The organism is Prolixibacter sp. NT017 (genome assembly GCF_009617875.1).
In the GTDB taxonomy this organism is placed as follows: domain Bacteria; phylum Bacteroidota; class Bacteroidia; order Bacteroidales; family Prolixibacteraceae; genus Prolixibacter.
This window is the reverse complement of the sequence record NZ_BLAV01000001.1, coordinates 4,152,976-4,166,541: the sequence shown is the minus strand read 5'-3', so window position 1 is coordinate 4,166,541 and position 13,566 is coordinate 4,152,976. Positions and strand designations below refer to the sequence as shown.

Genomic DNA, 13,566 nt, shown 5'->3' with positions numbered 1-13,566 from the left:
TTCCTCGCAAACTTTTCGCATGGATAATATTGCACAAACCGATCAACTATTCAGGCAATTCTTAGCATTCGAGGATGAAATGAAATTGCTTGAAAAGTATCAGGTCGATGGAATTCCATTGTGGGCCAATTGTCGGTTTGCTGTTTACCATGATTTGCTGAATGCTAAAGGTTTTATCGGACGGGAAATGGGAATTTCGACCAGTAAGCTGGTCCTCATTAAGCGTCAGCTAAAGAGAGCCTGGTCGATGATTTGGTCAGGTAAACTGTTCCGACATCCGGGAAAATTCCCTAAAGGGGTGGATGTATTGCTAGTCAATCAGCCGCGAAAAGTGCTCTTTGGAGAACGGTATGGTTGTAAATATTCCTACCAGTGGGCCAGCCAATCAAAATTGAGGATTGCAACCATTGAACCTCCTTTGCTGTTTGGAGATACCCCGCACCTGGAACCTTCCCATTTCGAATCGTCAACCTATTATACAGACCGTTTGCTCTTTGCCGGAAAGTGGCAGGAAATAAAGGGAGCAAGACAGAAAGATTCTTTGGCAGAACAGCAGAGTAACGAGTTGGCGGAACGGTTTTGCGAAACATTTGATATAGCTGATAAAAAAGAATATTACGCACGCTTTATATACAAACGCTTTTTGTATTATCGCTTTTTCAGAAGTTACTGGAAAAAGTTTTTACAGGAAAAGAGGCCTCATTCGGTGGTGGTGGTCAATGCCTATTCAACGGAAAATATGCCGTTGATTCAAGCTGCCAATGAAATGGGAATTATAACTATCGAGATTCAACATGGAACGATGGGGAGCCGTCACATTGGATATAATTATCCTTCCGGTGAATACAACTTCTTTCCCCGGTTTGAGTTAATATGGGGAAATTTCTGGCGGGATACATCGGCTGTTCCTATTCCGAAGGAAAACTGTTATGTTACAGGTTTTCCTTTCCTGGAAAAAAATGTTGACGACCTTTCCGGAGAAAATCAATATGATGTCTTATTCATTTCGCAGGCGACCATCGGGGAACAGATTCGAACATATGCAAGAGAGCTTTCGTTAAAACATCCGGAGTGGTCAGTTGTTTTTAAACTGCATCCGTCTGAGATTGCTAAGGCTCAGGATTACAGGAGCTATTTTACTGGAACGAATATCACGGTGGAATACAAAAGTGATCTATACGAGGAGTTGCAAAAGGCATCAGCAGTGGTCGGAGTTTACAGCACATCACTTTTCGAAGCACTGGCTTTTGGTTTGCAACCCGTTGTGCTTTCAGAGCTTTATGGTGCAGGATACATGGACGACCTAATCGGAAAAGGCGGAGCTGTTGGAGTTTACAATACCGATGAATTAAGCGATGCCCTGGAGGAGCAGCTGTCAGGTGAGCAGACTACAGTCGATTTGAATTATTATTTTGTATCGAATGCCGCGGAAAAGATGGAGGAAGCAGTTTCTCAGATATTGAATAATGCAGAGTGAAGAATTCTGAAATGAAAACAGCCGTCGTTATACAAGCCCGGAAAGGCTCGCAAAGATTACCGAATAAAGTCGTCAAACCCTTTTTTCAGGAAAGAGGAATCCTTGAGATTCTTATTGGTGAAGTGAAGAAGTTGGAATTGCCGGTGATTGTGGCTACCACAACACACGAGATCGATGATGAAGTGGAACTGCTTTGTCAAAAAGAAAAGGTTTCCTGTTTTCGCGGTAGCGAAGAAAATGTGCTCGAGCGATTTGTGAAAGCTTCCCGGACCGGAGATTATGACGTCGTTTACCGTGTTTGTGCCGATAATCCGTTTCTTTCGGTCCCTTTTATGAGAGAGCTGGGAAATGCCTGGCACGAGGGCGTCGACTATGTTAGCTACCGGGATGGATTTGGCCATCCGGCGATGAAGACGCACTTTGGATTTTTTGCAGAAATGGTTCGCATCTCGGCATTGGAGAAAGTCCTTTCTGTGACCAAAGATCCATTGTATCTGGAGCATGTCACTAACTTTGTGTACGAACATCCGGACACGTTTTCGCTACATTGGTTACACATGCCTGATTTCCTGCGTCATCGCAATGATATCCGTATGACGGTTGATACAGAGGAGGATTTCAGAACGATGCAGGAACTATATCAACTGAAAATAGAACAAAACTGGGAATCGATGGACGAATTGGTTGTCTGGCTGGATAATCATCCTGAGTTTCTTGCTGGAATGAAAAAAAATATAAAAGCCAATACAAAATGACATACATAATAGGGGAAATCGGACAAAACCATAACGGCTCGGTCGACATTGCCAAGCTAATGATCGACACAGTTGTACGGCCGGTAGTTGATGAACGTTTTCAGGCAACACTAAAACCCATTGATGCCATCAAGTTGACTAAACGTGATTTGGCAGAAGAACTTTCGGAATCGCAGATGAACCGGCCTTATGATTCTCCGCATTCTTTTGGAAAGACCTACGGAGAGCACCGGGCTCACCTGGAACTTTCGGATGAGCAGCATTACGAAATCTATCAATACGCCAGGCAATCGGGACTTGAATTTGTAGAAACCATTTGTGCGATTGGTGCGATGAGTCTGCTCAAGCTGTTTTCTCCGGATCGGTTAAAAGTGGCTTCGCGCGATTTGACGAATCTGCCTTTGTTGGCAGCGATGGCGGAAACAAAGCTGCCGATTGTTTTGTCGACCGGGATGACGGGGAAGAAGGAGCTTGATGAAGCTCTGGAGACGATTACCCGGTACCACAGCAATATTTCCATTCTGCACTGTGTTTCGGAATATCCGACAGCGTATGAGAATGTGAACCTGCGCACCATTCATTATCTTCAAAAACACTATTCTGAATACACCATTGGTTACTCCGACCATACCATTGGAATAGCAGCACCGATTGCTGCCGTCGCCATGGGGGCCAAGGTAATCGAGAAACACATTACCCTCGATCGGAAAATGAAAGGAACTGATCAGGAAGGTTCATTGGCTCCGGAAGGCATACATCGTATGGTTCGAGATATCCGTAACATGGAGAAAGCTATGGGAGTAGAGGATATTGTCGTGCCTGAATCGGTGATTGGAGCCAAGAATAAACTTGAACGTTCGCTGGCGACACGCCGGGCAATGAAAGCCGGTGAAGTAGTTGAGGAAAAAGATATTCATCTGCTTTCACCCGGTGATGGTTATCGCTGGAGCGAAAGAGACGAAGTGATTGGGAAAAAGCTGACCAAGGATATTTCCGGTAATGAAATAATATACCCTGATTATGTGCTCTAGCCGACGACTGCCCAAACTGGTTCTGACCGATATTGACGGCGTGTGGACGGATGGAGGAATGTATTACACCGAGAATGGCGATGAGTTGAAGAAATTCAATACCAGCGACAGTGCCGGTGTTATTTTTTGTCGGATGCTGGATATCCCGGTAGGTATCGTAACCGGGGAAGACACACAATTAGTAGAGCGTCGGGCCGATAAGCTGAAAATCGAATATTTATTCAAGGGGGTTGGAAATAAGCGTCGGGTCGTCGAGGAATTGTTGGACAAGTTAAATCTCGAGTGGGATGATGTGGCCTATATTGGTGATGACATCAATGATATCGATGTATTAAAAGATGCCGGATTCAGTGCTACGCCTTCCGATGCTCCGGAATACGTGAAAAAGTATACTTCCATTGAGCTGAGTAAAAAAGGCGGCGAAGGGGTTTTTCGTGAATTCGTGGAAAAGATTTTGGGTAAAGAAGGAGTTAATCAAGCCATTGAAAGGTTCCGGGAACTAATGGCATCCCGGTAATATTATTCCCTGCTTTTACCCAACTGTTTATTGATGATGTGGTTGAAATCGGTACTCAATTTCAGAAAATAAACCAGCGCAATATAAACAACCAGAATAACCAGGCTGCGAATAAGAATATCGGCGACGAGATTAGAGATCGAAGGTATTAGCATTCCGGCACCGTAGCTGATAACGGCAATAGCAATGCCCGACAGATGCTGTAGTTTCCACGGCCATAGTCCAAATTTTATTTTTAGGAAAATCAGACGAACCGCTGAATAGATGAGTGTCGATATCATCGATGCTAATGCTGCACCCGTTATTCCCAGCGCAGGGATTAGCAGGATATTGGAAATCACGACGAGCGTTATGAGCAGAAACATAAAATAAGCCTGGAACCTGTAATAGTGCGATGTGTTGAGAACCATGATGCTGCTACCTGTCGAAACCGTGATCAGATTCGCCATGCTGATAAAAAAGATGACCCACTGGCCGTTCTCATAATTCTCCGGCAGGATGCGAAAAATATTATGCAGGTTTCCCCAAATTCCTGCAAATAGTAATAATCCGAAAAGAAACTGGTTGATACTGCTTTTTACCAGCACGTCGTCGATTTTTGCCATGTTGTTGGCTTTCCATGACTCGGAGATGATTGGTACCACCGCCTTGTTCATCACCCGCGAAGGAATCATAATTAACGTTCCAAAATAGAAGGTAACCGAATAGATTCCGGCAGCTTTCAAATCGATGTAGGCGTTCACCATGTACTTGTCGATGTTGATCAGGGCAAAGCTGCTGAGGCCCGAAATGATTCCGAAAACGCAGAGCAACAGAATTTGTTTTTTCAGTTCCGGCGTGATAAAATGAAGCTGTGGACGAAGATTGAATTTCTTGTGGCGGATTAGGTATAAACTAAGAACCAGTGGCGGCATAGATTGAATAATCACAAACAGCAACACATATCTGGCAAAATCAATAACATCGAAATAGTACAACAAAATGATGCCAAGGTTGAGTACTCTTAGCAGGAAATCCTTGAGGAAGGTACCCAGAACGATATTGTAAAGTACTTTGTTGTAGTTGTCGAATACCGCAAAATACAGGAAAAAGAAAACCAGCGGCCAAACATAAAATGCATATTTCGAAAGCAAAGGCGATTTATTCAGGTTTTGCGTGACCAGGTAAGGGGTGAAGAAGTACAAGAAAATCGAAACCAGAATAAATCCGGTAGCCGAAACAGCCATGGCGAGAAAGAGATAGCCATTGTGATGTTGTTTATTATTTCGGAAAAAGGGGAACAACCGGTTGGTGACATCCTGAAAACCCAGTCCGGAGAACTGCGCCAGAATGGTGGATATAGCAATCAGCACCTGTGTTAATCCAATTTCTTCCGCCGAAAAAATCTTGGGAGATAAGATGGCCAGGTTAAAAAAACCCAGCAAAACGCCAGCATAGGACCAGATTGAACCACGAATGGTTTGTTTGATGATTATTCCCACAGAAATTAGATTTATGTCAAAAATATTTAATAAAAGTGAGTTGAACGGAGCGTTTGTTAAAAAAATATACTTTTGTGTATATGTGAAACGGTAACACGCAAAACTGATGAAGAAAATCTCCCGTAAAGCAGGATTACCCTACGTGGTCGCAATTCTGTTATTTTTTGTTCTTTCTCTGATTTATTTCTCGCCCGCAATCGAGGGGCAGAAGCTTGCCCAGCATGACAATTTCACCTACAAGGGAATGTCAAAAGAAATCAGGGATTACAACCGTTCGCACGATGATGTGGCTCTATGGACGAACAGTATGTTTGGAGGAATGCCTTCCTATTTGGTTGCTCTGCCCATCACGAAAACTATTTTCTCGCCATTGCATAAAGTAGTGACGCTTTTTAACTTGAATCCGTTCTATTTTCTCTTCCTTTATTTCGTTGGATTCTACATTGCACTGCTTTTGTTTGGAGTCGACCCATGGCTCAGTATCATTGGGGCGATAGCCTTTGGATTTTCCTCATACGACATTATCATCATTGCGGCGGGGCATAATAGTAAGGCCATTGCTATTTCATACATGGCGCCTATCATTGGTGGACTTTATTACGCTTTTCGAAAAAATAAATGGAAAGGAGGCTTAATAATGGCCCTTTTCCTGGGATTACAGCTATTCGCTAACCACCTTCAGATTACCTATTACACGCTCTTGTTGGTTTTGGTGTTGGGGGCGACGGAGTTGATTATGGCTATTCGGAGGAAGCAGTTAGTTCCGTTTGCCAAAACTGCCGGGGTTCTTACACTTCTGGCATTGTTGGCTGTTGGTGCCAATATGACCCGTTTGTGGACAACCTATGAGTACGGAAAATTCTCCATACGGGGTAAATCGGAGCTGACGCACGATCAGCACAACAAAACCTCTGGCTTGGATAAGGATTATGCCACCGCCTGGAGTTACGGAAAAGCTGAAACCTTTACCCTGATGATTCCAAATTTCAACGGAGGTTCGTCGACCGGAGGTTTCGATACCAATTCCAAAACTTATCAAACACTGCGTCAGAACAACGTTCCCAACAGTCGGCAAATTATAAAACAGCTTCCCGGTTACTGGGGACCGCAACCGTTTACTTCGGGGCCGGTCTATGTCGGAGCTATTATCTGTTTTCTCTTCGTTCTCGGTTTAATTTTAGTAAAAGGACCGCTGAAGTGGTGGCTGGTTGTGGCAACAGTCTTGTCAATCACGTTGGCTTGGGGAAAGAACTTCATGCCATTGACGGATTTCTTCCTGAATCATGTTCCCGGTTACAATAAGTTCCGAACTGTGTCGATGATTTTAGTGATTGCCGATTTCACGATTCCGTTACTAGGATTTTTGGCGTTGAAGAAGTTGTTGAGCGGAGAAGTGAGCAAAAAAGAATGGCTTTATGCCTTCAAATGGGCTTTCGGTATCACTGCTGGCTTTTCGTTGCTGTTTGCTTTAGTTCCCGGTTTGGCCGGAAGCTTTTCAGGACCGCAGGACGCACAATTGCCGGGTTGGCTACTGGAATCGCTTCAGGAAGACAGGCAGGCCTTGCTGCGCAGCGATGCTTTCCGCTCGCTTATATTCATTGTTCTGTTTGCTGCGGTGCTGTGGGGAACCTTCGAGAAGAAAGTAACCAAGCGAAATGGTCTGGTCCTGATGGGCATTTTGATACTGATCGATTTCTGGGGCGTTGACCGCCGTTATCTGAACAAGGATAATTTTGTGACTCCTCGTCAGGCCAAACAGCATTTCACCGAGACGACAGCTGATAAAGAAATTCTGAGAGACAAAGATCCCGATTTCAGGGTACTGAATATGACAGTGAGCACCTTCAATGATGCCACTACCTCGTATTATTTCAAATCCATTGGAGGATATCACGGGGCGAAGATGCGCCGTTACCAGGAGTTGATTGAATATCATCTGCAACACGAGATGCAGACGCTGGGTAGTCGCCTGAAAGCGATGAAAAGCAACGCCGACATGGATTCATTGTTTGTTGGATTGAATGCCATCAACATGATGAACACCAAATATGTGATTGTGAATCCCAATGGTGGTCCGTTGAGGAATCCAATGGCGCTGGGGCATGCCTGGCTGGTGAAAAGCTATCGCATGGTGGACAATGCCGATCAGGAAATTGCGGCATTGAACATGATTAATCCGGCCGATCAGGCTGTCATCGATAAGCGGTTTGCACCGGAAGTGAAGAAAGTTCAGATACAATACGATCCGGATGCGCAGTTGAAATTGACTTCCTATTCACCCAACGAGGTAGATTATCACTACAAAGGGAAAAGCAAACAGATGGCTGTTTTTTCCGAAATCTATTATCCGAAAGGATGGAATGTGTATATTGATGGCAAGAAGGCGCCCTATTTCCGGACGGACTATGTGTTGAGAGGAATGGTATTGCCGGCCGGCGATTATGATATAAAATTCAAATTCCAGCCGGTTTCCTACCGCCTGGGGAACACAATTTCGATGGCCAGTTCAGCGATTCTCCTTCTTTTGTTGTTAGGTTTGGGAGTGAAAGAATTCATGCGAAGAAAGCAGGGAAACGCAGATTTGTAAATTCGAGCAGAGAGATAACATATGTCAAAGAGAAAGCCCAGAAGACTGAAACGACGATTATTTAGTTCGTATTTCACTACAACGTTGAGTATTTCCATGGTCCTGTTTCTGTTTGGATTGATGGGGCTACTTTTGTTAAACGCGAAGCGGCTGTCCGACTACGTGAAGGAAAATATCGGGGTAACCCTGATTTTGAATGACAACGCCCGGGACGTAGACGTAATTCGGTTACAGAAAAAGCTGGATGCGACCGATTACATTAAATCGACACGCTTTGTGGATAAAGCCACTGCAGCAAAGGAGTTGAAAAAGGAGCTGGGCGAGGACTTTGTCGATTTTCTGGGTTACAACCCGCTGCTTTCTTCTATCGATGTAAAGGTGTACGCCAGTTATGCCAATCCCGATAGTCTGGCACTGCTCGAAAAGAAATTTCTTGAATATCCCGAAGTGAAAGAGGTGCATTACCAGCGAAATTTGGTGCGGCAGCTCAATCGGAACGTGAATAAAATAAGTGTCATACTGGCTGTGCTCAGTCTGTTGATGTTGGTGATTTTTATTGCGCTCATCAACAATGCCATCCGGTTGTCCATTTATTCCCGACGCTTTCTCATCAATACCATGCAACTTATTGGGGCCACGCGCGGATTTATCCGAAGGCCCTTTATGTCGAAAGGGGTATTGCACGGCATTTACGGAGCTATCATTGCCTCCATCATGCTTTTAGGTTTGGTTTTTTCTTACCAGAAAGAATTAAAAGCGGTGATTAATTTTCAGAATATGGAAACCATGGGCATCCTGTTGGGACTGGTGTTTGTGCTGGGTATCCTGATTTCGGGGATATCGACCTTCTTCGCCGTTAACAAATTTTTGCGGTTGAAATTTGATGAACTTTTTTATTGATATTACTTTTGCCTTTTAGTAAAATTCGATACAATGGCCAAAAATTCGGAAAAATTAAAGGATCAGGGATTCGCTTTGGGGCGACAAAACTACCGTTTACTCGTTGTTGGTTTTCTGATCATCGTGATAGGATTTATCCTGATGGTAGGTGGGAAAAGCGACAGTCCTGATGTTTTCAATCCCGACCAAATATTCAGCTTTCGCCGGATAACACTCGCTCCAATGGTGGTGCTCTTTGGATTTCTTTTTGAGATCTACGCCATCATGAAGAAGACGAAATCCGAAGAAGAGGCTTAATCATATTTTTTAAGGCAGAGACGAAGAGTGCAATCCTCGTTCCTGCCTTTCTTATCTGGTTCCGGTAAATATCCCGAGAGCACTTGAGTGAAGCGGGAGTTGCCGGACGTTTTGTCATGGTACATAGGCGCTGAAAAGGCGTATTAAGGCAATACGGATATAGCATTTATGGCCATTATTTTGCACGCAATTGTGCAGTTTTTGAGATAATTGCTATTTTTGTCGGCTGATATTCAGTAAATTATTGTTAACTCCGGCGTTTTTGTGAAGTAAACCGAACATGGCTGAAGAGGCGAAAGTATTTGATTTTAAGGGAGGAGAAATTCTTGTTTTCGATAAACCACTTGAATGGACCTCATTCGATTTGGTGCAGAAAGTAAGGAATAACCTTTGCCGGAAAATGCGTATAAAGAAGTTGAAAGTGGGACATGCCGGAACGCTTGATCCCATGGCAACTGGCATTATGGTATTGTGTACCGGAAAGGCTACCAAAAAAATTGAAGAGCTTCAGGCGGGGGAGAAGGAATATATCGCAACGCTGAAACTGGGAGCAACCACTCCTTCGTTCGATTTGGAAACGAAGGAAGATGCCACCTACGATACCGGGCACATTACGGAAGAATTATTCCGGGAAACCGTACAGAAATTTATTGGGACCATTGAGCAGGTTCCACCTGAATATTCAGCAGTAAAAGTTGAGGGTCAGCGGGCTTACGATCTGGCGAGAAAAGGAAAATCGGTTGAACTGAAACCGAAAATTCTTGTTGTAAAAGAGATCGAGGTACTGCAATTTGCTGAGTCAGAAGCCAAACTTCGCATTGTATGCGGAAAAGGTACTTACATCAGGGCGTTGGCGAGGGATATTGGTCAGGCATTGAACAGCGGAGCTTACCTGATCGGCTTACAACGAACCCGCGTGGGTGATTTCACGCTGGAAAACGCGCAACAAATTGAAGAATTTCTCGAATCGCTGAAAGATATAGCGATTGCTGAGGAGACGAAATAGAAAAAGGTTCATCAAATTCCACATAAATTGTAATCTTCTATGAAGTTATCAAAGTTTAAGTACAATCTTCCTGAAAATCTCATTGCTTTGCATCCGGCACAAAACCGCGATGAATCTCGGATGATGGTTTTGCATCGTGAAACCGGAGAGATCGAGCATAAAACCTTCAAAGATATTATCGATTATTTCGATGATGAGGATGTGATGGTATTCAACAATACCAAGGTTTTCCCGGCAAGGTTGTATGGTAATAAAGAGAAGACAGGCGCACAAATCGAGGTATTCCTGCTTCGCGAGTTGAATCGCGAGCAGCGGTTATGGGATGTGCTGGTTGATCCGGCGCGTAAAATCCGTATTGGAAACAAATTGTATTTTGGCGATGACGACCTGTTGGTTGCCGAAGTAATCGACAATACCACTTCCCGCGGACGTACGCTCCGCTTCCTGTACGACGGTCCGTACGAAGAATTCAAAAAGACTCTTTACAGCTTGGGTGAAACTCCGTTACCTAAATTCATCGATCGGCCGGTTGAAGAGTCCGATGCCGAACGTTATCAGACCATTTTTGCCAAGCACGAAGGGGCTGTTGCGGCACCGACTGCCGGTCTGCACTTCAGTCGTGAATTGCTGAAGCGTTTGGAGATTAAAGGCGTCGATTTCGCCGAGATTACATTGCACGTGGGACTGGGTAACTTCCGTAGCGTCGATGTGGAAGATTTGACCAAGCATAAAATGGATTCCGAGCAAATCTGGATCAACGACAAAGCGGCCAAGCAGGTGAATGGTGCCAAGAAATCGAAACACCGGGTTTGTGCAGTAGGTACTACCGTGATGCGGACACTCGAAAGTTCGGTTTCAACGATGGGTACCTTGAAACCGTTCGAAGGATGGACCAACAAGTTTATCTTCCCGCCTTACGAATTCAGCGTGGCCGATTCAATGGTTTCCAATTTTCATCTGCCGCTTTCTACCTTGTTGATGATGGTAGCTGCTTTTGGTGGTTACGATAAGGTGATGAATGCCTATCAGGTGGCCATTAAAGAGAAATATCGCTTCGGAACTTACGGAGATGCCATGTTGATCATTTGATCGAAAATATACGCTTAAAACAAATAAAAAGAGGATGTCAGTTATGGCATCCTCTTTTCTCTTTTCTTTTATCTGGAGTCAGATATGTTATTTCTTATCGGAAAAGGAGTAGGGAAATGAATCGGGTTGAGTTCCCCGTGTTTTATTGGGCTGATTTCCCATCTCAAACTTGATTTCCCCGCCTTTTTCAATGGCTTCGTGCGTCAGATAGTTCTTGTCGTACGTTTGGCCATTCAGCGATGCTTTTTCGATATACACGTTTTTGTGGCTGTTTTTGTCAGCTACTACCGTGAAGGTATTCCCGTTCTCCAGTTTCAGGGTTATCTCCTTAAAGAGCGGGGAACCGAGCACATACTGGTTACTTCCGGGCGCCACCGGATAGAATCCCATAGCTGAAAATACGTACCATGCCGAAGTTTGTCCGTTATCTTCATCACCACACAAACCGTCGGGATTAGGCGTGTAAAGCTTGTCCATCACATCGCGCACATGCATTTGTGCTTTCCAGGGTTGTCCCAGGTAATTGTACAGGTAAGTGGCATGCTGGATGGGTTGGTTTCCGTGTGCATACTGTCCCATGTTGGCAATCAGCATCTCGGTGATTTCGTGAATCTGAATGCCATAATACGAATCATCGAACGTGGGGCGGGTTGTGAAAACTTCATCCAGACGTTTGGCCATTTTCTCGCGGCTGCCGAACAGTTTGGCTAAACCAGCCGGGTCCTGAAACACCGACCAGGTATAATGCCAGCTACATCCTTCGGTAAAGGCGTCTCCCCATTTGTCGGGACGGAAAGGCGATTGGAACGTTCCGTCTTCGTTCCGGCCCCGCATGAAATCTACCGACGGGTCGAATACGTTCTTATAGTTCATGGCCCGTTGAGCGAATAGCTTAATCTCTTTCTTCGGACGGTCGAGCGCATTGGCCAAACGCCAGATACACCAGTCGTCGTAAGCATATTCCAGTGTGCGGGCTGCATTTTCATTAATACCAACATTGTAAGGAATATAGCCCAGCTTGTTGTAGTAATCGGCTCCGTAACGGCCAACCGAATGCACCGGTCCGACACCTTTCGTGTTTTTCAGGATGGCGTCGTACAGCGTATGGATGTCGAATCCGCGAATTCCCTTCATGTAAGCATCAGCAATGATGGAAGCCGAGTTGGAACCAATCATACAGTCACGGTGTCCCGGACTGGCCCATTCGGGCAACCAGCCACTCTCTTTGTACGTGTTGACCAGCCCCTGCATCACCTGTGAATCATGTTCCGGGAACATCAAAGTAAAGAATGGGAAAACGGCCCGGAAGGTATCCCAGAATCCGTTATCGGTGAACATGTAGCCTTTCTCCACTTTCCCGTTATACGGACTGTAATGCACAATCTCGTTGTCGGCATTCAGCTCGAAGAACTTGCGAGGGAAGAGCATGGTGCGGTACAATGCAGTGTAGAACGTGCGGTATTGGTCCACGGTTCCGCCTTCCACGCGAATGCGGTTTAATTGTTTGTTCCATGCCTGGTAGGCTTTCTCTTTCACCTGGTCGAAGGAGTCGTTCCCGATTTCCCTCTGCAGGTTCAGTTCGGCCTGTTCGGGGCTGATGAAACTCGAAGCTACCCTGGCGTTTACCTGTTCGCCTTTTTCCGTTTTAAAAGTAATAACGGCACCCACATGTTCTCCTTCGGCTTCAGTTGAACCTTGCGAAAGCTTCGTATTGTTTTTCCAGGTTCCGGCTACGGTAAAAGGCTTGTCGAAATAAATCACGAAATAGTTGTGGAAATTGTCCGGTACGCCACCGTGGTTATTCCGGCAATAGCCGATAATTTTCCGCTCCTGCGGAATAATTTTCACCATCGAACCCATGTTAAAGGCGTCAATCAGCACGCGCGACGAGTCGGATTGCGGGAACGTAAAACGAAAACGGGCAGCCCGGTCGGTGGGTGTGATTTCGGTGACGACATCGTAATCGGCCAGGTAGGCGCGGTAGTAATCGGGGCGGGAAATTTCCGCCTTGTGCGAATACCACGATGCACGCTTGGCTCCGTCGATGATCACTTTTCCCGTTTCCGGAAAGATGGAGAAAGCCGCGTAATCGTTAATCCACGGACTGGGTTGATGGGTTTGTTTAAAACCCCGGATTTTCTTGGCCTGGTACGTGTAGCCCCAGCCGTCGCCCATTTTTCCGGTTTGCGGCGTCCAGAAATTCATTCCCCATGGCAGGGCAATGGCCGGATATGTGTTTCCGTTCGACAACGAGAAATCCGATTCGGTTCCCAGCAACGGATTGACATATTTGACCAGGTTTTCGCCCAGGGGCACATCTTGTGCCTTACTGACTGTAGTTTGCCCAAGCAAACCTGCAGCCAGCAGCATACTTAGAATAATTTTCTTCACGATTCTCTGAAATTTGGTTACGCTTTCAAAGATAA

The 13,566-nt window shown here is 45.2% G+C and carries 11 protein-coding genes; 9 read left to right on the top strand and 2 right to left on the bottom strand.

Going from position 1 to position 13,566, the window contains the following annotated elements:
* Positions 1 to 19: 19 nt before the first annotated feature.
* From GJU87_RS17360 to GJU87_RS17345, 4 genes are read left to right on the top strand one after another with little or no spacing between them, the layout of a single operon-like run.
* Positions 20 to 1,477: a hypothetical protein gene (locus GJU87_RS17360; RefSeq protein ID WP_153640641.1), complete on the top strand. Its 1,458-nt coding sequence runs from the start codon at positions 20 to 22 to the stop codon at positions 1,475 to 1,477.
* Positions 1,478 to 1,488: 11 nt separating this feature from the next.
* Entirely contained in the window at positions 1,489 to 2,232 is a 744-nt protein-coding gene (locus tag GJU87_RS17355) for a cytidylyltransferase domain-containing protein (protein WP_153640640.1), read from the top strand.
* Positions 2,229 to 3,263, top strand: coding sequence for an N-acetylneuraminate synthase family protein (locus tag GJU87_RS17350; protein ID WP_153640639.1), 1,035 nt, complete (start codon positions 2,229 to 2,231; stop codon positions 3,261 to 3,263). The genes GJU87_RS17355 and GJU87_RS17350 overlap by 4 nt, the downstream gene beginning before the upstream one ends.
* Positions 3,253 to 3,780 (top strand): HAD family hydrolase, encoded by a 528-nt coding sequence (locus GJU87_RS17345; protein ID WP_153640638.1) that lies wholly within the window; start codon positions 3,253 to 3,255, stop codon positions 3,778 to 3,780. The genes GJU87_RS17350 and GJU87_RS17345 overlap by 11 nt, the downstream gene beginning before the upstream one ends.
* Before the next feature lie 2 nt (positions 3,781 to 3,782).
* On the opposite strand, the gene GJU87_RS17340 is transcribed toward GJU87_RS17345, so the two are convergent.
* Positions 3,783 to 5,261 (bottom strand): oligosaccharide flippase family protein, encoded by a 1,479-nt coding sequence (locus GJU87_RS17340; RefSeq protein ID WP_153640637.1) that lies wholly within the window; start codon positions 5,259 to 5,261, stop codon positions 3,783 to 3,785.
* Between the two features lie 106 nt (positions 5,262 to 5,367).
* Here GJU87_RS17340 and GJU87_RS17335 point away from each other — a divergent pair, with 106 nt between their 5' ends.
* The 5 genes from GJU87_RS17335 (at position 5,368) to queA (ending at position 11,140) form a co-directional block, all read left to right on the top strand.
* Positions 5,368 to 7,848: a YfhO family protein gene (locus GJU87_RS17335; RefSeq protein ID WP_153640636.1), complete on the top strand. Its 2,481-nt coding sequence runs from the start codon at positions 5,368 to 5,370 to the stop codon at positions 7,846 to 7,848.
* A gap of 21 nt (positions 7,849 to 7,869) precedes the next feature.
* Positions 7,870 to 8,748, top strand: a complete 879-nt coding sequence (locus tag GJU87_RS17330; RefSeq protein ID WP_153640635.1) for an ABC transporter permease — start codon at positions 7,870 to 7,872, stop codon at positions 8,746 to 8,748.
* Between the two features lie 33 nt (positions 8,749 to 8,781).
* Positions 8,782 to 9,045 carry a DUF3098 domain-containing protein gene (locus tag GJU87_RS17325; RefSeq protein ID WP_153640634.1) on the top strand — a complete coding sequence of 88 codons (264 nt, stop codon included), beginning with the start codon at positions 8,782 to 8,784 and terminating at the stop codon, positions 9,043 to 9,045.
* A 280-nt stretch (positions 9,046 to 9,325) separates the two neighbouring features.
* The gene (gene truB, locus GJU87_RS17320; RefSeq protein WP_153640633.1) at positions 9,326 to 10,051 is read left to right on the top strand and encodes a tRNA pseudouridine(55) synthase TruB; all 726 of its coding nucleotides are present in this window, start codon (positions 9,326 to 9,328) and stop codon (positions 10,049 to 10,051) included.
* 39 nt (positions 10,052 to 10,090) lie between these two features.
* The gene (gene queA, locus GJU87_RS17315) at positions 10,091 to 11,140 is read left to right on the top strand and encodes a tRNA preQ1(34) S-adenosylmethionine ribosyltransferase-isomerase QueA (RefSeq protein ID WP_153640632.1); all 1,050 of its coding nucleotides are present in this window, start codon (positions 10,091 to 10,093) and stop codon (positions 11,138 to 11,140) included.
* 87 nt (positions 11,141 to 11,227) lie between these two features.
* On the opposite strand, the gene GJU87_RS17310 is transcribed toward queA, so the two are convergent.
* Positions 11,228 to 13,531: a GH92 family glycosyl hydrolase gene (locus GJU87_RS17310; RefSeq protein WP_228492034.1), complete on the bottom strand. Its 2,304-nt coding sequence runs from the start codon at positions 13,529 to 13,531 to the stop codon at positions 11,228 to 11,230.
* Positions 13,532 to 13,566: the final 35 nt, after the last annotated feature.

Excerpts from the sequence above, each read along its gene's own strand:
- truB (WP_153640633.1), top strand. The coding sequence starts at position 9,326 with ATGGCTGAAGAGGCGAAAGTATTTGATTTTAAGGGAGGAGAAATTCTT.
- GJU87_RS17345 (WP_153640638.1), top strand. The coding sequence starts at position 3,253 with ATGTGCTCTAGCCGACGACTGCCCAAACTGGTTCTGACCGATATTGAC.
- GJU87_RS17350 (WP_153640639.1), top strand. The coding sequence starts at position 2,229 with ATGACATACATAATAGGGGAAATCGGACAAAACCATAACGGCTCGGTC.
- GJU87_RS17335 (WP_153640636.1), top strand. The coding sequence starts at position 5,368 with ATGAAGAAAATCTCCCGTAAAGCAGGATTACCCTACGTGGTCGCAATT.
- GJU87_RS17360 (WP_153640641.1), top strand. The coding sequence starts at position 20 with ATGGATAATATTGCACAAACCGATCAACTATTCAGGCAATTCTTAGCA.
- queA (WP_153640632.1), top strand. The coding sequence starts at position 10,091 with ATGAAGTTATCAAAGTTTAAGTACAATCTTCCTGAAAATCTCATTGCT.
- GJU87_RS17330 (WP_153640635.1), top strand. The coding sequence starts at position 7,870 with ATGTCAAAGAGAAAGCCCAGAAGACTGAAACGACGATTATTTAGTTCG.
- GJU87_RS17355 (WP_153640640.1), top strand. The coding sequence starts at position 1,489 with ATGAAAACAGCCGTCGTTATACAAGCCCGGAAAGGCTCGCAAAGATTA.
- GJU87_RS17325 (WP_153640634.1), top strand. The coding sequence starts at position 8,782 with ATGGCCAAAAATTCGGAAAAATTAAAGGATCAGGGATTCGCTTTGGGG.